The following is an 18,246-nucleotide window of genomic DNA, read 5'->3' on the forward strand; positions in this document are numbered from 1 at the left end:
GTATCAGCCAGCCGCTTTGGCGTCCACTATCGGGCTCAGTTGCGCGGCGGACGGCTTTTGTAGACCGGCAATTGCCAGCCAAACATCAACGACCCGGCACGCAACGCCCAGCACACCAAGGCGCAGAGAGCCAGAGAAAACGCAGGCTCTGTCCCCAATCGGGCAGCCAGAACCGCCGTCAGGGCACCTGTAAAGGCGCAGGACACATAAAGCTCGCCCTGTTTCAGCACCAGCGGCACTTCGTTGCAGACCACATCGCGCATCAGCCCGCCCAGGCATCCGGTCGTCACACCCATCAAAACGACAATGACCCCGGACTGATCCAGCGACAATGCCGCGCCGGTTCCGGCCGCAACAGCCACTGACAGTGCAAAACTGTCCAGCCAGACCAGCCAGTTATAGCGGCTTTCCACCAGATGTGCGGTAAAGAACACCAGGACCGACGCCGCGACTGCGATCAGGATGTAATCCGGCTGCCCGATCCAAAAGATCGGGTGACGGTCCAGCAAAAGGTCTCGTACAGTGCCGCCCCCGACGGCAGTCAGGCAGGCCATGAAGGCAAATCCCACCAGATCCAGCTGGGCACGGCTGGCCACCAGTGCCCCCGTCAACGCGAAGATCAGAACCGAGGCATAGTCCAGCAGCGTCAGCGCGGTCACGCCTGTGCCTTTTTCGGTTTGAACGGCGCCATTCCGGCCCGGGCCAGCTCATCAGCTTTTTCATTCTCGGGGTGGCCTGCGTGGCCCTTGACCCATTCCCATGTCACATCATGCCGTTCCTGCGCCTCATCCAGACGCTGCCAAAGATCGACATTCTTGACCGGTTTCTTGTTCGAGGTTTTCCAGCCGTTGCGTTTCCAACCGAAAATCCAGCCGGTGACGCCGTTCTTCACATAGGCACTGTCGGTGACGACGGTTATCTTCGACGGTCGCTCCAGCGCTTCAAGGGCGCTGATGGCGGCCAGCAATTCCATCCGGTTGTTGGTCGTCTCGGCCTCACCCCCGTTCAGCTCACGCTCTTTCAGAACGCTGTCCCCGTCCATCGCGCGCAACAGCACACCCCAGCCTCCGGGGCCGGGGTTTCCGGAACAGGCACCGTCTGTATAGGCAAACAATTCAGGCATGGGCGAACACCAGGATATATCCGTCATACGATCCGGCCAGGCCTTTGCCCATGCCATGGACTGCGCGGTCAATCGTGAACCCGGCCTTGTTCAAGGCGTCCTCGATCTCGGCCTCCGTGTAATAGGAATAATAACGATCCAGATCATCCCGATGTTCACCAGTGCCCAGCTTCATCCCCAGAAACAGCTGTCCACCGGGTTTCAGAGCCCTGTGGATCGCATTCAGATGCCGCTGGAAATCAGCGCGCGGCGCGTGCAGCAGGGAAAAGCTGGCGTAAACACCGTCATATTCGGCTGTCTCGGTGACGTCATCGAACGTACCCAGATAAGCATCCACACCGTTTTCCCGCGCATGTTCGACAAAGGCCGGCGTGGCATCCAGCGCGCGAACCTTCAGCCCCTGACGCATCAGGAACCCGCTGTCCGATCCCGGCCCGGACCCCAAATCCAGCACATAGCCGCCTGCGCCGACTGCATCAGCAAAAGCCTGTCGGGCCTCAAGCTGCTCGGGCGGCAGAGGGATCTTCAGATATTCCGCCACCCTGTTGGTATAAGCGGTGATCGTACGTTCATCGGTCACAGATAGACTCCGACTGCAAGACTGGCCAATACGACCGCGGTCAGCAGGATGCGCAACCGCATCCACCAGACCGGTGTCAGGCGCCAGTAGGAAAACAGGGCATCCAGCAACAACAGGCCAGCGAACCCATACATCAGATTGGTGCCCGCATTCACCGGCCCACCACCTGTCATGGCAAAGGCCCAAAGCGCGGGCAGAACCGACAACAGATAACACAGGGCCGCCTTGCTGCCCGAGGTCTTGGTGGCAAAACCCCAGAGTACACCGGACATGAAGCTGAGGATGACTGATCCATAGAACAGTTGCACATAAGGGCCCACGAAACGCGGGCCAAAGGTTTGCGCGCCCCAGGCATTCAGATCGCCATTCAGATAGGTCAGGGCGCCCCAGACAAACGGAATCAGTCCCGCCAGCCCCAGACAGAGCGGCGCTTTCGGCACTCCGTTCACGCCGGTTGCCTCAACACGCGGGGGACTTTGAACTCGACGTTTTCAACGGCGGTTTCGACCGGCTCGACGGTGACATCATAATGCGCGCTGAACGCTTCGATCACCTCGTTTACCAGAACCTCCGGGGCCGACGCGCCTGCGGTGACAGCCACGGTAGAGATCCCCTCGAGCGCGCGCCAGTCAATCTCGGTGGCGCGCTGGACCAGCTGCGCGTACTGGCACCCCTCGCGCGAGGCAACCTCGACCAGACGGCGCGAGTTCGATGAGTTCGGCGCGCCTACTACCAGCAAGGCGTCCGCCTTGGGGGCCACGGCTTTCACCGCTTCCTGCCGGTTGGTGGTGGCGTAACAGATATCTTCCTTGTGCGGTCCGACAATGGCCGGGAACCGGGCCTGAAGGGCGGCGATGATATCCTTGGTGTCATCGACCGAAAGGGTGGTTTGGGTGACAAAGGCCAGCTTATCCGGGTCACGCACCTGCACCGTGGCCACGTCGTCCACGGTCTCGACCAGCAGCACATCGCCCTCGGGCAGCTGCCCCATGGTGCCCACGGTTTCGGGATGGCCTTTATGGCCGATCATGATCATCTGCAATCCCGCGTCCGCGTGGCGCTGCGCCTCGACATGCACCTTGGAAACCAGAGGACAGGTGGCGTCCACATAGATCATCTCGCGCTGGGCAGCCTCGGCGGGAACGGATTTCGGCACCCCGTGGGCGGAAAAGATCACCGGGCGGTCATCGGGGCATTCCTGCAATTCTTCGACAAACACAGCCCCTTTGGCGCGAAGGCCATCGACCACGAATTTGTTGTGCACGATCTCGTGGCGCACATAGACCGGTGGTCCCCATTTCTGCAAAGCCATCTCAACGATTTTGATGGCACGGTCCACACCGGCGCAGAACCCGCGTGGGGCGGCAAGGTAAAGTGTCAGTGGCGGCTTTTTCATCAGGCTGTCTCCTTGTGGCACAGGTAAGTCTTTTCCCGGCCTTGGTCCAGACAGGACATTGTCATTCATCTGACACGAATCGTTGCTACTCGGGTGATGTTTAAGCACCTGTACCTTGTTAAAGAAGCGCGGCCAGGACTGATGTCCTGACCGCGCAAATTTTTTCCCCATCATGACAGGCTTGTCGCCTTGTCAGCTGTTGCTGGCAACAGCGACGCTGCGATGCTCCGTCGGCATTTCACGCGGCGGGCGACCGATGACATCGCGCAGATCTTCCAGCTCGATGAAATTGTCGGCCTGGCGGCGCAGTTCGTCCGAGATCATCGGCGGTTGGCTGCGGATGGTCGAAACCACCGATACGCGCACGCCCTGCCGTTGCAGGCTGGCGATCAGCGGGCGGAAATCCCCATCACCCGAGAACAGCACGATATGATCGACGCGCGGCGCCAGTTCCATGGCATCGACGGTAAGCTCGATATCCATATTTCCTTTGACTTTCCGACGCCCCATGCTGTCGGTGTATTCCTTGGCCGGTTTCGTGACCATGGTGAAGCCGTTGTAATGCAGCCAGTCAACCAATGGGCGGATCGGCGAATACTCGTCGTTTTCCAGCAGCGCTGTATAATAGAAGGCCCGAAGAAGCTTGCCGCGGCGCATGAATTCCTGCCGCAGAAGTTTGTAGTCAATGTCGAAACCGAGTGCTTTTGCCGCAGCATAAAGATTCGAGCCGTCGATGAACAGCGCTAGCCGTTCGTCTTTATAAAACATAAATGTTCCCTTCCGGTATAATCCAGTGCGTGCCGCGTTACGTGAGTGAGTGAGTGATAAAATGACGCGCTCTGGTACGCCCATAATTAGAACTTCTGTCGATTATCGCAAGTATGCAATGGGTCGAATGTAGGGTATCACATGAGCAAATCCATGCCAAATGCCGTTGTTGCGCTGGGCGCAAATCTCGATTTGAGAGGAAATGGTCCCGCTGTAACACTTCAGAACGCGCTTGACGCGTTATCGCGTCACGATGTGGTGATTCGCTCCGTCAGTCGTTTTTTTTCCACCCCGTGCTTTCCCTCCGGGGCCGGCCCGGATTATGTGAATGCTGCGGCGCTGATTGCGACCGAGAAATCTCCGTCGCAGCTGTTGCAGGTGCTGCACGAGGTGGAACAGGAATTCGGGCGTGAACGGGTGCAGCGCTGGGGGATGCGGACGCTGGATCTGGATCTGGTCTGTTTCCAAGATCTGGTCCTGCCGGATCGCGCCACGTTTGATCGCTGGCGGACCCTGCCGACCGACGCGCAAAGGCAAGAGGCACCGGATCAATTGATCTTGCCGCATCCGCGCCTTCAGGATCGCGCCTTTGTCCTGGTGCCGATGGCCGATATCGTGCCCGACTGGCGTCATCCGGTTATGGGTCGCACGGTCTGCGAGATGATCCAGACCCTTCCCGCGGCAGAGGTTGCGGCGGTCACGGCGCTGTGATCCGTGCAAATGCAGCATTTCCTGCTTGTCAAGGCGCGGATTCGCGCTTAGATAAACCCCTTCCTGACATGGATTCAGAAACGGAGAGCGCCCAATGGCCCGCGTGACGGTTGAAGATTGCGTAGACAAGGTTCCAAACCGGTTCGAGCTGGTGATGCTCGCCGCCCATCGGGCGCGTGAGATTTCCGCCGGTGCAGCGATTACCGTTGACCGCGACAACGACAAGAACCCTGTCGTGTCTCTGCGTGAGATCGCCGATGAAACCCAAAGCGCGGACGAACTGCGCGAGCGCCTGATCGAGGCCAACCAGACCCAGATCGAGGTTGATGAGCCCGAAGAAGATCAGATGGCGCTGCTGATGGGTGCCGAAACGGACAAACCCGCCATGGACGACATGTCGGAAGAGAAGCTCCTGCGCGCTCTGATGGAGGCTCAAGGGCAGGGGTAAGCCCTGAAGACGAAGGTGCGGACCGGATGATTTCTGCTGACGATCTGATTGCGCTGGTCCGCAACTACAATCCCAAGACGAATGCTGACCGCATTGCGCTGGCCTATGAATTTGGCCAGCAGATGCACGAAGGGCAGTTCCGCCATTCCGGCGAGCCCTATTTCACTCATCCCGTTGCCGTTGCCGCCATCCTGACCGAACAGCGTCTGGATGATGCGACCATAATCACGGCGCTGCTTCACGACACGATCGAAGACACCAAGGCCAACTATGGCAAGGTGGCTGAACTTTTCGGGGATGAAGTCGCCAAACTGGTCGACGGCGTCACCAAGCTGACCAATCTGCAACTGTCCAGTCGCGAGACCAAGCAGGCCGAGAACTTCCGCAAGCTGTTCATGGCCATGTCCAAGGACTTGCGCGTCATTCTGGTCAAGCTGGCCGACCGTTTGCACAACATGCGGACGATCAAGGCGATGCGTCCCGAAAAACAGATCGTCAAAGCGCGCGAGACGATGGACATCTACGCACCGCTTGCGGGCCGGATGGGTATGCAGTGGATGCGCGAGGAACTGGAAGACCTGGCTTTCCGTGTTCTCAATCCCGAAGGCCGCCAGTCGATCATCCGTCGCTTTATTACCCTGCAACGCGAGACCGGCGACGTGATCCATCGCATCACCGGCGACATGCGGCACGAGTTGGAAAAGGCCGGGATCGAGGCCGAGGTGTTCGGCCGCGCCAAGAAACCCTATTCGATCTGGCGCAAGATGCAGGAAAAGGATCAGGGCTTTTCGCGCCTGTCCGACATCTATGGGTTCCGCATCATCACCCAGACCGAGGAAGACTGCTATCGAACCCTGGGGGCCATCCACCAGCGCTGGCGCGCGGTGCCGGGGCGCTTCAAGGACTACATCAGCCAGCCCAAATCGAACGGTTACCGCTCGATCCACACCACGGTGTCGGGCCGGGACGGCAAACGGGTCGAGGTCCAGATCCGCACCCGCCAGATGCACGACGTGGCCGAAACCGGGGTCGCGGCGCATTGGTCCTATCGCGACGGTGTGCGCACCGAGAACCCGTTCGCCGTCGACCCGGCCAAATGGATTTCCAATTTGACCGAGCAGTTCGACAACGAGGAAGATCACGAAGACTTCCTCGAGGCCGTCAAGCTCGAGATGTATTCCGACCAGGTGTTCTGTTTCACCCCCAAGGGCGACGTGGTGAAGCTGCCGCGTGGCGCGACGCCGATCGATTTTGCCTATGCCATTCACACCCGGATCGGTCATGCCTGTGTCGGGGCCAAGGTTGACGGTATCCGCGTTCCGCTCTGGACGCGGCTCAAGAATGGCCAGTCCGTGGACATCATTACCGCCGATGGTCAGACGCCACAGGTCACGTGGCTGGAGATTGCAGTCACCGGCAAGGCCCGTACCGCCATTCGCCGCGCCCTGCGCGAGGTGGATCGCGAACGATTCATCAAGCTGGGCAAAGAACTTGCCCGTTCCGGGTTCGAGCACGTGGGCCGCAAGGCGACCGACAAGGCGCTGGATACCGCAGCAAAACACCTGCGCCTGAAAGACCGGCACGAGCTGCTGGCCCGCCTTGGCAGCGCCGAACTGACCGCACATGAGGTGGTTCAGGCCGTCTATCCCGAACTTGCCAAGGACGACGGCGACGCCATTCCGCTGCGCCGTGCGGTGATTGGCCTGGAGCCGGGGCAGAAGTTCGACCGGGCCCCCTGCTGTCAGCCGCTGCCGGGGGAACGTATCGTCGGTATCACCTATCGGGGCAAGGGCGTGGTCGTGCATGCCATCGATTGCGATCGGCTCAGCGAGTTCGAAGGCGAACCTGACCGGTGGGTCGATCTGCACTGGCATTCGGGCACGCACCCGGCCGTCTATGGCGCGACGCTGGATCTGACCATTGGCAACGATGCCGGGGTTCTGGGGCGTATTTGCACATTGATCGGCGAGAAAAAGGCCAATATCTCGAACCTGGAATTTGTTGACCGCAAACCGGATTTTTACCGCCTTCTGATCAATGTCGAACTGCGCGACCTTGAACAGCTTCATTCACTCATGCTGATGCTGGAGGCGGAAAGCGACGTTGCAGCGGTCGAACGTTATCGGGACCGGACCAAAACCGCGACCGCGGCTGGCTGAGAAGGGGTGATCACGGGTGGTATTCAAGCGCCGAGACCGACGCTCTCCAGTCCAGATTGCATCGGATTTCGTCTATCCGCGTGGCGGATGGACCCGCGCCTTCCATTACGTGAAACACCGCGTCCGGCGCTTGCCGGATACCCCTGACCGGATCGCGCGCGGTATAGGGGCGGGTGTTTTCGCGGCCTTTACGCCGTTTTACGGGTTGCATTTTCTTGTCGCCGCCATCGGTGCCCGGCTGATCAAGGGAAATATTCTGGCCGCGCTCAGCGGCACGTTTTTTGGCAACCCGCTCACCTATGTTCCGATCGGGGTGATCTGTCTTCAGACTGGGCATTTCCTGCTGGGGACAGAATACGAAGAAGGCGACACACAAGGGCTGATGGGCAAATTCGCCAGCGCCATAGGGGACCTCAAGAACAATTTTCTGGCGTTGTTTACGGATCGCGTGGCCGACTGGCACGGGCTGTCGCAGTTCTACGATGACGTCTTCTATCCCTATATGATCGGTGGGATCATTCCGGGCGTCGTTGCGGGGGTGATCTGCTATTACCTCAGCCTGCCGCTGATCCTGACGTATCAGCAGCGCCGCCGCGCCAGGATCAAGGCGAAGTTCGAGGAAATCAAGCGTTTGGCCGAAGATTCGGCTGCCGTTTCTTCGGCAGAGCCTCTAGGCTCGGGCAGAAACATGCAAAAGGAATCGAGTGATGTCTGAGAACCATCTGCGTCTGGGTGTGAACATCGATCACGTGGCCACCGTGCGCAATGCGCGGGGTGGGGATTATCCAGATCCGCTGCGCGCTGCCAAACTGGCGGAAGAAGCGGGGGCGGATGGCATCACCGCGCATCTGCGCGAAGATCGACGCCATATCTCGGACGCCGATATCGACGGGTTGATGGAGGTTCTGTCGGTGCCGCTGAATTTTGAGATGGCCGCGACGCCCGAGATGCAGAAAATCGCCCTGCGCCACAAGCCTCACGCGGTCTGCATCGTGCCTGAAAAGCGCGAAGAGCGCACGACCGAAGGCGGGCTTGAAGTCGCGCGCGAGGAAAACAAGCTGGCGCATTTCATCGCGCCCCTGCGTGAGGCCGGCTGCCGCGTGTCGATCTTCATTGCCGCCGATCAGCGTCAGATCGAAGCCGCGCATCGCATTGGTGCCGAAGTGATCGAGCTGCACACCGGCGCCTATTGCGACGCCCATGCCGAAGGTCGCATGGAAGATGCCGAACGCGAGCTTGAGTCGCTGCGCCAGATGTCCACCTTCGCCCATTCGCTTGGGCTCGAGGTTCATGCGGGCCATGGCCTGACCTATGACACCGTAAAACCGGTTGCCGCTTTCCCAGAAGTAAAAGAGCTGAATATCGGTCATTTCCTGATTGGCGAGGCGATTTTTCTGGGCATGACCCCGGCCATTCAGGCAATGCGTCGCCTGATGGACGAGGCGCGCGCGTGATCACCCCCGGCTTTGTCGCCATCTGGTTCGCCTGGCTGATGGCCGGGGGCTCTCCGGGCCCCGCCACGATGGGCATTGCCGGAACCGCCATGAACGAAGGCCGCCGCGCTGGTCTGGTCTTCGCGCTGGGCATCTGTGCCGGGTCCGCCGCCTGGGGCATTGCTGCAGCGCTTGGCCTGTCGGCGATCATGCTGGCCAATGTCTGGGTGTTCGAAGTGATCCGCTATGTCGGCGTGGCCTATCTGGGTTGGCTGGCCCTCAAGGCCCTGCGCCGCGCGATGACCGCGGATGAGGTCGCTTTGGGCAAACCGGTCACGGGCGCGCTGCCGACGATCTTCGCCAAAGGTGCCGCCATCCACCTGACGAACCCCAAGGCGATCCTCAGCTGGGGCTCGATCTATGCCATCGTCGCCCCCAGCGATGCCAGCCTGTCGATGCTGCTGGGCTATTTCGCCATGCTCTATGCTGGATCGTTGATAATTTTTATCGGCTATGCGTTTCTGTTTTCCTCCGAACGCCTGGTTCGAACCTACCGCCGCGCCCGCCGCTGGTTCGATTTCGCCTTTGCCGGGTTCTTCGGGGTGGCGAGTTACAAGATCCTCACGGTGCGGTTGTCATGATCCTCGGAATCGGCACAGACCTCGCAAACATCGACCGCATCCAGGGCACGCTCGACCGGTTCGGCGACCGCTTCCGCAACCGGGTCTTCACCGACACCGAACAGCGCAAGGCCGAACGCCGCGCCGATACGGCCGGAACCTATGCCAAACGCTGGGCCGCGAAAGAGGCCTGTTCCAAAGCGCTCGGCACCGGCCTGCGCATGGGCATTTCGTGGAAGGACATGGCCGTCACCAATCTGCGCACCGGCCAACCGGTGATGCACGTGACCGGCTGGGCCGCCGAGCGCCTCAAGGAAATGACCCCCGACGGGCACGAGGCGATCATCCACGTCACCCTGACCGATGATCACCCTTGGGCGCAGGCTTTTGTGGTGATCGAGGCGCGTCCGGTTCAAGATCAGCCCGCGCAGCCTTGACTTGCCCCCATCCCCCCCGCATGTAGCAGCGAAGCCAAGCAAAGAACTGGAGCGAGCAGAATGGCCGAGGACGCCAAAACCGGAAATCCCGTCTGGGAGACGATCAAGACCATCGTCTACGCGCTGTTGATTGCCGGCGTGTTCCGCACCCTCTTCTTTCAACCGTTCTGGATCCCCTCGGGCTCGATGAAGCAGACGCTGCTGATCGGCGATTTCCTCTTCGTCAACAAGATGGCCTATGGCTATTCCTACGCATCCTGCCCCAGCCTGATCATCCCCAGCGTCGGCCTGAACGTGGATGCCGAAGATATCTGTGGCTGGATGCAGGGCGAAGACAATACCCGTATCTGGGGCGGTGATCCCGAACGTGGCGATGTCATCGTCTTTCGCCATCCGGTCACCGGGCGTGATTATATCAAACGCCTGATTGGGTTGCCTGGCGACCGGATCCAGGTCCGCAATGGCCAGATCATCCTCAATGGCACTCCGGTTCCTCAGCAGCCCGACGGCGTGTTTACTGAAATTGCCGAACCGCAAGGCCCGCAGCGCCTGCGCCCCCGCTGTGAAAACGGCCCTGTTGGAATCGGTGGTACCTGTGAAAAGTCGCGCCTGATCGAAACCCTGCCCAACGGTGTGTCCTATGACGTGCTGAATATCGGCAACCAGGCATCGGACAATACCGGCATCTATACCGTGCCCGAGGGTCATTATTTCTTCATGGGTGACAACCGTGACAATTCCAGCGACAGCCGTCTGCCGCAATCTGCCGGTGGTGTCGGATACGTGCCTTACGAAAACCTGATCGGTCGTGCCGACCGGATCATGTTCTCGTCCGCGGGCCGTTCGATGCTGTTCTTCTGGACATGGCGCGGTGATCGGTTCTTCAAGGCGGTCAATTGAAGCTCTCGGCTGAAATAAAGGCGTTCCAGCGGCGATTGGGGTATGAGTTCAAAAACCCCGAACTGCTGGTGCGCGCGCTGACCCATGGCTCGGTGTCTTCGTCCACCCGCCCCGACAATCAGCGGCTGGAGTTTCTGGGAGACCGGGTGCTGGGCCTTGTCATGGCCACTGCGCTGCTTGAAGCTGACAAGAAGGCGTCCGAGGGTCAGTTGGCCCCACGGTTCAACGCACTGGTCCGCAAAGAAGCCTGCGCTGATGTGGCCCGCCAGATTGACCTGGGCGCGGTGTTGAAACTCGGCCGGTCCGAGATGCTGTCCGGTGGCCGTCGCAAGCAAGCGCTGCTGGGCGACGCGATGGAGGCCGTGATCGCTGCCATCTATCGGGATACGGGGTTTGAGGCCGCCCGCGATGTCATCCTCGCCCTCTGGGGGGACCGCATCCATAAGGTCGAGGCCGACGCCCGCGACGCCAAAACCGCGCTTCAGGAATGGGCGCAGGCGCGCGGCCAGAAACCACCCAGCTATGTCGAGGTCAAACGCAGCGGCCCCGACCACGCCCCCGTCTTCACCATCGCCGCCCGCCTTCAGGACGGAACCGAGGCACAAGCCACGGCAGGTTCCAAGCGCCAGGCCGAACAGGCGGCCGCCAAGGCCTTGCTGGAGCGGGTCGGCTGATCTCAGTTTAAGCTCGGCCTGTCACAAACTTCAATCTAACTTGAAGACTATAGAAGCCACGACAGGCGACCTGTATCTGGGTATCAGTCGTTTTGGCACCAGTCAGGCTACGGCAGGTCAAAGCACTCAGAAAACAACATAAAAAAAGGCAATCTAATGCAACGTGCAAAACTCTCGCTCGTCAATATCGGCTTTCTGTTCATTGCCGGGTTTGTGGCAACCATGGCCTTCGATTTCTGGGGGCAGGTTGTCAGTCCCGGGATCGGCTGGGCCAACCTGTCACCCGAAGGTCTGGCGCAGAGTTTGCTGTCCAGTCTGGGCCTGCCCAGCAACGCTTTTCTGGGCTTCTTTGTGCATTTCTACATTGTCGGCCTGATTGCCTATCCTTTGGGTTGGTTCCTTATTTTCCAGCCAATCTGGGTCAAGGTTCTGGGTCCGGCCCACATCTTTGTAGCCTCGGCAATCTATGGTTTCGGTCTGTGGGTGTTTGCTATCGGAGGTGTCACGACCTTTGCCGGTCTGCCACCGTTCCTGAACTTTGTCGGCATCACATGGGTCGCGCTGATCGGACACGTTTTGTACGGTATCGTGTTTGTGGCCGTGCTGAACCCCATCCTGCGCCGTCACCCGTGATCTGACCCGTACTATCCGTCGGTCCGGTGTCGGGCCGACGGTTTTCATTGATCACTCCACGCGAATGAACCCGGTCAGCCCGGTTTTCTGATGTTCGATCACATGGCAATGAAACGCCCAGTCGCCGGGGTTGTCCGCCACCAGTGCGATATCCGCCACCTCATCCTTCAACAGCAGCATCGTGTCCGTCATCAGCGGTGGCAGGGTGCGCAGGTTGGATCGCAGCGGCACGAAGGCCAGCCCGTGCAGGTGGATCGGGTGCAGATTGGGCGATTCATTGCGCAATCGCAAAACATAGCTCTTGCCCCGTTGCAGCACGGCCAGCGGCCCGGTTTCCTGCGCCGCATCGCCCGGCCAGGGTGTGCGGTTGATCGACCAGAAACTATAGCCCAACGACCCGCAGAACCCGTCATTCGGGGCGCCGCCTTCCGGGGTCCAGCCGAACACGAATTCATGCAACTCGGCCTGATCAAGATCTGGGCGCGCGACAGGGTTTGCACGCAATGGGCGCAGCTCTCGCAGATCGCGCGCCGCTGATGTGCCGGTCGCCCGCAAGCGCGCCATGGCGCGATGTGGTTGACCGGGAAACTTGGCTATCAGGTCCGCCGACTGCCCTTCGCCCTCGGGCATCCGGACGGCAATATCCACCCGTTGACCGGGGCCCAGCAACAGCGGTTCGTCCGCCGTTGGCACCGGCAGATCGATCTCGACCGGATGCCCGTCCCAGGCGATGATCCGGGTCTCGGCCCCCTCAGGATGCAACCTATAGATGCGGGTCGTGTCCGTGTTGACCACCCGCAGTCGCACCAGACTACCCGCCGTGTGTTCATAGACCGCCTCGCTCTGCCAGTTGGCGGTCTGCACCGTGCCAAACGTGCCCGCCCGCGCCGCACCTCGCGCCGTATAGGCCGGCAGGAACGCGTCATTCTCGTCCAGACGGAAATCCCGCAGATTGACCACCTGCTCGCTGTCGAACCCCGGCTCGTCCGGCTCGGCAATCACCATCACGCCGGTCAGCCCGCGCGCCATCTGGTCCATCGTCATGCAATGGGGATGATACCAATACGTGCCCGCATCCGGCGGCGTGAACTCATAGGCGAAACTTTCGCCCTCGCCGATGGGCATTTGGGTCAGGTAGGGCACCCCGTCCATCCCGTTTCGAATGCGCAGCCCGTGCCAGTGCATCGAGGTATAATCCGGCAAGGTGTTGCGAACGCTCAGCCGCATAGGCTCGCCCTGCCGCCCATACAGAATCGGCGGCGGCGCATCGGGCGACAGGCTGACCATCCCTGTGGTCAGCCCTTCGCGCAGCCAGTAACTGGCGGGTTGCAGCACCAGCTCCTGCGCCGCATTGCCTGCCGCCAGCGACCATCCGCCCAACCCAAACGCACCAGCGGCGGCACCGCTTCCAAGAAGAAACTCGCGACGTTTCATGACAACCTCACTGAAAGGATTTGCTGCCGGGCTGGAACTGGCTGGGCATCTAATCCTGTCCTGCCACTGCAAGCGCAGGGCTGCAATGCGACAAATCCCTCTGGCCCGCCGCCCCTTTCTGCTATAGGGGGGCGCAGTTGCAGACAGGATTGCCAGACACATGACCACACGCGCCGGATTTATCGCCCTGATCGGAGAGCCCAATGCGGGCAAATCCACCCTCCTGAACCGCATGGTCGGGGCCAAGGTGTCGATCGTGACGCATAAGGTGCAGACCACCCGCGCGCGTATCCGCGGCGTGGCGATGGAAGGCGACGCGCAACTGGTCTTCGTCGACACGCCGGGCCTGTTCAAACCCCGCCGCCGACTGGATCGCGCCATGGTCGCCGCCGCATGGGGCGGGGCCGCGGATGCCGACATCGTTGTGCTCATGGTCGAGGCGCATCGTGGCATTACTGAAGGCGTCGAGCGCATTCTAGAAGGTCTGGAAGAGATCGGGCAGGGCCGCACGATCGCGTTGGCCATCAACAAGATCGACAAGGTGCCGTCCGAGAAGCTGCTGGCGCTGACCAGTGACCTGAACGCGCGCTACCCGTTTGCCGAAACCTTCATGATCTCTGCTGAAAAGGGACACGGCGTCGAGGACTTGCGCAAGTGGCTGGCCTCTGAACTGCCTGAAGGCCCGTGGTTGTATCCCGAAGACCAGATCGCCGATCTGCCCCTGCGCATGATCGCCGCCGAAATGACGCGCGAGAAGCTGACCCTGCGTCTGCATCAGGAATTGCCCTATCAACTGACCGTCGAGACCGAAAACTGGGAAGAGCGCAAAGACGGCTCTGCCAAGATCGATCAGGTCATCTATGTCATGCGCGACGGCCACAAGGGCATCGTTCTGGGCAAGAAGGGCGAGACGATCAAGGCCGTCAGTCAGGCCGCACGGGCCGAGCTGGAAGAATTCCTCGACCGCAGGATTCACCTGTTCCTGCAAGTGAAGGTCCGGCCCAATTGGCTGGAAGAATCCGAGCGGTATTCGGAAATGGGGCTGGATTACAAAGACGGAAACGCATGACGCGGCTGACGGCGGAATTCTGGGTTCACGCCTATCTGGCGCGGCTGCGATTTCAGGATATCCCGGCCTATGTGGTTGCCCATGGCGATGACACCGCAGGCGCAGTTCTGGTCAAGCTGAACACACTAAACGGGCAGGCCGTTGCCTTCCAACGCAGCTTTGATCTGATGAGTGGCGAACGGAAATGGGTCGAACTCTCGTCCGGCCTTGAAGGTGACGTCGACCAGGCCATTCAGCGCCAACGCAGCTTTGACCCCGACCTCTGGGTGATCGAGGTCGAAGACCGGCAGGGGCGGCACCTGCTGGGCGAAGAAGGGCTGGAGTGACCACGGTACAGACGGGTCTTTGACGCAGAGACCAAAATGACTATTTTACCCCGGCAATTACACTGGCAGGGCTGGCTTGCCCTGTGGACAGGCGCAACCAAGAGGTGCTTTCGTGGCTAAAACGCTTGCTGAGAAACTGGAAAAATCGGAACTCGGCCACTGGATGCAGCGTTTCGAAAGCTTCATGGTCTTTGTCGGGGTTGTTGGTCCTTTTGCCACGCTTCCGCAACTGATCAAGCTCTACTTCACCCATTCCGAACACGCTACTGGTCAGTCGCTTCTGTCCTGGTCGCTTTATGCCGGGCTGTCCTTCCTGTGGTTCGCATATGGTCTGGTGGTCGGCAAGTTGCCCATCTATGTGGGCAACGGTATCTCGATGGTGCTGAACCTGCTGATGGTCATAGGAATTCTGGTTCATGCGGGTGTGACGTTCTGAACTTCACGCTGGCTTGGGTCTTTCTTGTTCGCGGTCGCAGACGATGCTCGGGGCCATCAATCCGCGTCGCTAAAATAGACAAAGCTCATCTTGTTCCCATCGGGGTCGCGTGCGTAGGCACCAAAAAAGTTTGGGCCATATTGGGGGCGGTCCCCCGGATCACCTTCGTTTGTTCCGCCATTTGCAAGCGCGGCCGCGTGCGCCTCACGCACTTCCTCTGTGCTTTGGCACAGCAGGCCAACCATGTTTCCGTTGCCGATCGTCGCGTCTTTTTTGTCGAACGGTGTCGCGACCCATATGCATCCGCCGCCGCGCAGCTCATAACATACGGCATGCGGCATATACTCAGCGACGACCTTTCCGCCGATCCGGGGCATAACCGCGTCGTAATAGCTGCGTGCCTTGGCAACGTCGTTGGAACCGATCATGACGTAATTAAGAGACATTTTGGGAATCCCGTTTTAGAACATAAGTAGAACATTATGGCCTGAACGGGATTAAAGCAACGCATTCTTTTGCCCGCAGTTGGCGATACCCCGGACGACAGACGGGGTTTCCATCGGCCAAGGGGCAGCAGGCGCGTTCTGCCGGGGCACATTGGTGATCTGAGGAATGGCGGCGGGTTCATGTTGAGGCACAACGGAATCCACCGTGGTCAGGTCTGGTCGCTATATCGGACTGGACCGTTGCAATGAAAAGCCGATGCTCTGCCCTTCAGTCTTTGCATGTCTTGGGATTACGCGCCATGTCCGCCGTTCCACCCGTCTTCGTACTCGCCCAACACCCTGGACAGGTGCAGCAGAGAGGCAGAAAAGCGTGCGTAGACATCCCTCGACAACATCGGCTTGTTGTCATCCAAAACCTGCACAAGTTCGACGATGGCTGACGCAAATGTCTCATAGACCTGCATGTCTGCCGCCGTTGGATCCGGTGTCCAGATTTCGAGTTCGTCGTAATATGTGGCGGGTTTCGGTTCGTCATCGATCATGCTGCGGCCCCTTTTGTTGAAGCGCAGTTGGGGGTCGTAAAAACACGTACAAGCCGGGTGGCGCGAAGTCACAAAACTATGGCAGCTTCGGAAAAGAACACGCGCTGAAAAGGGGTTGAAGCACTTCCGCTCTTGCGTGCCAACGTCGCTTGGGATTTTCTGCGAACCAACCAAACCAGCAACAGGGTCAGGTTTTGGACTGGCGCGATCACGGAATACTCCTGACATTACGCCGCCATGGTGAAACAGCGGCGATCATCGAGGTCTTTACCGAAGGCCACGGGCGCCACGCAGGTGTGGTGCGCGGCGGGACCAGCCGCAAGATCGCGCCGATCCTGCAACCTGGGGCGCAATTGGACGTGCTGTGGCGTGCGCGGCTGGAAGAACATATCGGCACCTTTCAGGTCGAACCCCTGCGGTCCCGTGCGGCAGCCGCTTTTTCAGGGCGACTGGCCTTGTCCGGGCTGAACGCGGTCGTTTCGCTGTTGTCCTTTTGTCTGCCCGAACGGGAACCACACCCCGCGCTTTATTCCCGGACGGAACAGTTGATGGATCTGTTGGGGCAGGACGAGGTCTGGCCTCTGGCCTATCTGCGATGGGAGCTCGCGTTGCTTGACGAACTTGGCTTTGGCCTTGATCTGACAGCCTGCGCCGTGACCGGTGTGACCGAAGGATTGATCTATGTATCCCCCAAAACAGGCCGTTCCGTCAGCGCCAATGGCGCCGGGGAATGGGCGGACAAGCTGTTGCCTCTGCCGCCTTGTCTGCGAGGTGAGGGCACTGCGCCCGATGCCGAGGTCGCAGAGGCCCTGCGCACAACCGGATATTTCCTGGAGCACCGCGTTGCTCCGTCTTTGGGGCATAATCCGCTGCCCGAAGCGCGGGCTCGGTTCGTGGATCAGGTCACTCGGCGGCTGTGAACACCATCTCGTGCCCGTCCTCATTGCGCAGAATCAGAACATTGCCTGACACCTCGGATTGGGTCATGGCCATGAGGGCGGCAAAGTAGACCCCTTCCGCCTCGAGTCCCGCGCAGGCGGCGCGCGTCGCGTTGAGGTTCTGAACCTCAAACCAAGGGTAAGGCGCGTTGAGTGTTCCGTCATAGCTGTTGCACGGAGCGTTGCCGGCAATCCTGCCTTCTTCCGGAAACCGCAGCAGAGCGCTCGCCTCATAGGGCTGACCATCGATCTCCTGCAGCACCCAAATCTGGTCCGCCGCGCCATAGGCGGCGACGGTTTCGTCCTTGTCGCATTGGAACAGTGCCAACAAGGGCAGGGTCAGGATCAGACGAGTCATGGCTGGGTCTTAGCGCATAGGGGATGTTGTTGGAACCGGATCAGTAAGGAAGAGACCCGTTCAGCAGTTGCGCACGCACTTCCTGCCGGGGTTTCCAGTTATAGCGCGTATCTTCACGCACCGGCGCCCAGAACAAGGCACCGCTGTTGCGCCATGGGTCGAGGATGATACCGTCATACATTGTGTCCCCCTTGGCGCTGATCGATGCCGAATGGTGGATGATGCGAAACGGGGTCGGCGGCGACGTGGCCCAGTTCAGGTCCAGCGTCTGGAAATTTTCCTGCCGCAAGCGTTTGGTCATCGCTTCGGCCCAGTCATTGCACAGGCCCTTTTCGCGGAACCCGTTGATGACCTTGGCGTTGTGGATGATAGCCGGGTCGGTGACATTCCAATCCCGTGCCAACTGCTGCGAGTAGGAATAGGCGATTGTGGCCGCCCTCTGAGCCTCGGCCGGATCGATATTCGACCCGAGCGCCTGGATCGACTGAGCCAGCGCATCAATATCGTTGCGGCTCACCGTCGGTTGAGACGTGGTGCAAGCCGCCAGAGCAAGAGCCGCAAGAACAGCACACATGGCAAGGAAAGATCGGGTCATGCGGTATCCCAAAAGTTAATTTCGACGTCTCGTGTCCGGCTGATGCTCTACCGGTGAAAGGGGCGGGATCAAAGGGGGAAGTTTTGAAACACGTGGGTCATTTGTGACCGTCACGCGGGCTACGAGGGGCGATGGTATGTTTTGTGCAAAACATACTCTGCATGGTTCGGACCGCGTACAGATTGTACAAAACAGGAAAAAGACCCGGCGCAAGCGCCGG

The 18,246-nt window shown here is 59.9% G+C and carries 25 protein-coding genes; 14 read left to right on the plus strand and 11 right to left on the minus strand.

Annotated elements, in window-relative coordinates; all coding sequences use genetic code 11:
• Positions 1–35 precede the first annotated feature (35 nt).
• From ACR0I0_RS17385 to ACR0I0_RS17410, 6 genes are all read right to left on the minus strand, one after another.
• Positions 36–659, minus strand: coding sequence for a trimeric intracellular cation channel family protein (locus tag ACR0I0_RS17385; RefSeq protein ID WP_480492365.1), 624 nt, complete (start codon positions 657–659; stop codon positions 36–38).
• Entirely contained in the window at positions 656–1,123 is a 468-nt protein-coding gene (rnhA, locus tag ACR0I0_RS17390) for a ribonuclease HI (protein ID WP_152457071.1), read from the minus strand. The genes ACR0I0_RS17385 and rnhA overlap by 4 nt, the downstream gene beginning before the upstream one ends.
• Positions 1,116–1,703, minus strand: a complete 588-nt coding sequence (locus ACR0I0_RS17395; RefSeq protein ID WP_480492367.1) for a class I SAM-dependent methyltransferase — start codon at positions 1,701–1,703, stop codon at positions 1,116–1,118. Before ACR0I0_RS17395 ends, rnhA begins: the two co-directional genes overlap by 8 nt.
• Positions 1,700–2,152: a DUF3429 domain-containing protein gene (locus tag ACR0I0_RS17400; RefSeq protein WP_171642257.1), complete on the minus strand. Its 453-nt coding sequence runs from the start codon at positions 2,150–2,152 to the stop codon at positions 1,700–1,702. Before ACR0I0_RS17400 ends, ACR0I0_RS17395 begins: the two co-directional genes overlap by 4 nt.
• Positions 2,149–3,099, minus strand: a complete 951-nt coding sequence (gene ispH, locus ACR0I0_RS17405) for a 4-hydroxy-3-methylbut-2-enyl diphosphate reductase (RefSeq protein ID WP_152457074.1) — start codon at positions 3,097–3,099, stop codon at positions 2,149–2,151. The genes ACR0I0_RS17400 and ispH overlap by 4 nt, the downstream gene beginning before the upstream one ends.
• A 192-nt stretch (positions 3,100–3,291) precedes the next feature.
• Positions 3,292–3,867, minus strand: coding sequence for a LabA-like NYN domain-containing protein (locus ACR0I0_RS17410; protein ID WP_117869875.1), 576 nt, complete (start codon positions 3,865–3,867; stop codon positions 3,292–3,294).
• Between the two features lie 141 nt (positions 3,868–4,008).
• Between ACR0I0_RS17410 and folK the strand changes: the two genes are divergently transcribed.
• From folK to ACR0I0_RS17460, 10 genes are all read left to right on the plus strand, one after another.
• A complete protein-coding gene (gene folK / locus ACR0I0_RS17415; RefSeq protein ID WP_480492369.1) occupies positions 4,009–4,578 on the plus strand; it encodes a 2-amino-4-hydroxy-6-hydroxymethyldihydropteridine diphosphokinase in 570 nt (189 codons plus the stop codon).
• Between the two features lie 94 nt (positions 4,579–4,672).
• Positions 4,673–5,026 (plus strand): DNA-directed RNA polymerase subunit omega, encoded by a 354-nt coding sequence (gene rpoZ, locus ACR0I0_RS17420; RefSeq protein ID WP_117869873.1) that lies wholly within the window; start codon positions 4,673–4,675, stop codon positions 5,024–5,026.
• A 26-nt stretch (positions 5,027–5,052) separates the two neighbouring features.
• Complete coding sequence (locus tag ACR0I0_RS17425) at positions 5,053–7,185, plus strand: RelA/SpoT family protein (RefSeq protein ID WP_171637571.1); 2,133 nt, start codon at positions 5,053–5,055, stop codon at positions 7,183–7,185.
• Positions 7,186–7,201: 16 nt separating this feature from the next.
• Complete coding sequence (locus tag ACR0I0_RS17430) at positions 7,202–7,900, plus strand: DUF2062 domain-containing protein (RefSeq protein WP_171724853.1); 699 nt, start codon at positions 7,202–7,204, stop codon at positions 7,898–7,900.
• Positions 7,893–8,639 carry a pyridoxine 5'-phosphate synthase gene (locus ACR0I0_RS17435; RefSeq protein WP_171637569.1) on the plus strand — a complete coding sequence of 249 codons (747 nt, stop codon included), beginning with the start codon at positions 7,893–7,895 and terminating at the stop codon, positions 8,637–8,639. Before ACR0I0_RS17430 ends, ACR0I0_RS17435 begins: the two co-directional genes overlap by 8 nt.
• A complete protein-coding gene (locus ACR0I0_RS17440; RefSeq protein ID WP_171637567.1) occupies positions 8,636–9,259 on the plus strand; it encodes a LysE family translocator in 624 nt (207 codons plus the stop codon). The genes ACR0I0_RS17435 and ACR0I0_RS17440 overlap by 4 nt, the downstream gene beginning before the upstream one ends.
• On the plus strand, positions 9,256–9,675 hold the full coding sequence (acpS, locus tag ACR0I0_RS17445; protein ID WP_171637565.1) for a holo-ACP synthase: 420 nt from the start codon (positions 9,256–9,258) through the stop codon (positions 9,673–9,675). The genes ACR0I0_RS17440 and acpS overlap by 4 nt, the downstream gene beginning before the upstream one ends.
• Before the next feature lie 60 nt (positions 9,676–9,735).
• A complete protein-coding gene (gene lepB, locus ACR0I0_RS17450; RefSeq protein ID WP_171229134.1) occupies positions 9,736–10,575 on the plus strand; it encodes a signal peptidase I in 840 nt (279 codons plus the stop codon).
• On the plus strand, positions 10,572–11,249 hold the full coding sequence (gene rnc, locus ACR0I0_RS17455) for a ribonuclease III (protein ID WP_171637563.1): 678 nt from the start codon (positions 10,572–10,574) through the stop codon (positions 11,247–11,249). The genes lepB and rnc overlap by 4 nt, the downstream gene beginning before the upstream one ends.
• Positions 11,250–11,405: 156 nt before the next feature.
• Positions 11,406–11,882, plus strand: a complete 477-nt coding sequence (locus ACR0I0_RS17460; protein WP_171637561.1) for a hypothetical protein — start codon at positions 11,406–11,408, stop codon at positions 11,880–11,882.
• A gap of 51 nt (positions 11,883–11,933) precedes the next feature.
• On the opposite strand, the gene ACR0I0_RS17465 is transcribed toward ACR0I0_RS17460, so the two are convergent.
• On the minus strand, positions 11,934–13,316 hold the full coding sequence (locus ACR0I0_RS17465; protein WP_480492372.1) for a multicopper oxidase family protein: 1,383 nt from the start codon (positions 13,314–13,316) through the stop codon (positions 11,934–11,936).
• Positions 13,317–13,476: 160 nt separating this feature from the next.
• Between ACR0I0_RS17465 and era the strand changes: the two genes are divergently transcribed.
• The 3 genes from era to ACR0I0_RS17480 all read left to right on the plus strand — a co-directional run bounded on the left by era (position 13,477) and on the right by ACR0I0_RS17480 (position 15,147).
• Complete coding sequence (era, locus tag ACR0I0_RS17470; protein WP_480492374.1) at positions 13,477–14,385, plus strand: GTPase Era; 909 nt, start codon at positions 13,477–13,479, stop codon at positions 14,383–14,385.
• Positions 14,382–14,711 carry a DUF1491 family protein gene (locus ACR0I0_RS17475; protein WP_171724856.1) on the plus strand — a complete coding sequence of 110 codons (330 nt, stop codon included), beginning with the start codon at positions 14,382–14,384 and terminating at the stop codon, positions 14,709–14,711. Before era ends, ACR0I0_RS17475 begins: the two co-directional genes overlap by 4 nt.
• Positions 14,712–14,823: 112 nt before the next feature.
• A complete protein-coding gene (locus ACR0I0_RS17480; protein WP_171637557.1) occupies positions 14,824–15,147 on the plus strand; it encodes a SemiSWEET transporter in 324 nt (107 codons plus the stop codon).
• Between the two features lie 56 nt (positions 15,148–15,203).
• Here the strand turns inward: ACR0I0_RS17480 and ACR0I0_RS17485 are convergent, their stop codons facing one another.
• Both ACR0I0_RS17485 and ACR0I0_RS17490 read right to left on the minus strand, forming a co-directional pair.
• On the minus strand, positions 15,204–15,593 hold the full coding sequence (locus ACR0I0_RS17485; RefSeq protein WP_480492376.1) for a VOC family protein: 390 nt from the start codon (positions 15,591–15,593) through the stop codon (positions 15,204–15,206).
• A 290-nt stretch (positions 15,594–15,883) separates the two neighbouring features.
• Positions 15,884–16,135: a hypothetical protein gene (locus ACR0I0_RS17490; protein ID WP_171637553.1), complete on the minus strand. Its 252-nt coding sequence runs from the start codon at positions 16,133–16,135 to the stop codon at positions 15,884–15,886.
• Positions 16,136–16,329: 194 nt separating this feature from the next.
• Between ACR0I0_RS17490 and recO the strand changes: the two genes are divergently transcribed.
• Complete coding sequence (gene recO, locus ACR0I0_RS17495; protein WP_171169330.1) at positions 16,330–17,055, plus strand: DNA repair protein RecO; 726 nt, start codon at positions 16,330–16,332, stop codon at positions 17,053–17,055.
• Here recO and ACR0I0_RS17500 read toward each other — a convergent pair.
• Positions 17,039–17,431, minus strand: a complete 393-nt coding sequence (locus ACR0I0_RS17500; RefSeq protein ID WP_171637551.1) for an META domain-containing protein — start codon at positions 17,429–17,431, stop codon at positions 17,039–17,041. The genes recO and ACR0I0_RS17500 overlap by 17 nt on opposite strands.
• 40 nt (positions 17,432–17,471) lie before the next feature.
• Positions 17,472–18,026, minus strand: coding sequence for a hypothetical protein (locus ACR0I0_RS17505; protein ID WP_480492379.1), 555 nt, complete (start codon positions 18,024–18,026; stop codon positions 17,472–17,474).
• Between the last annotated feature and the right edge of the window lie 220 nt (positions 18,027–18,246).

It is taken from the genome of Ruegeria sp. AG6 (assembly GCF_056541565.1).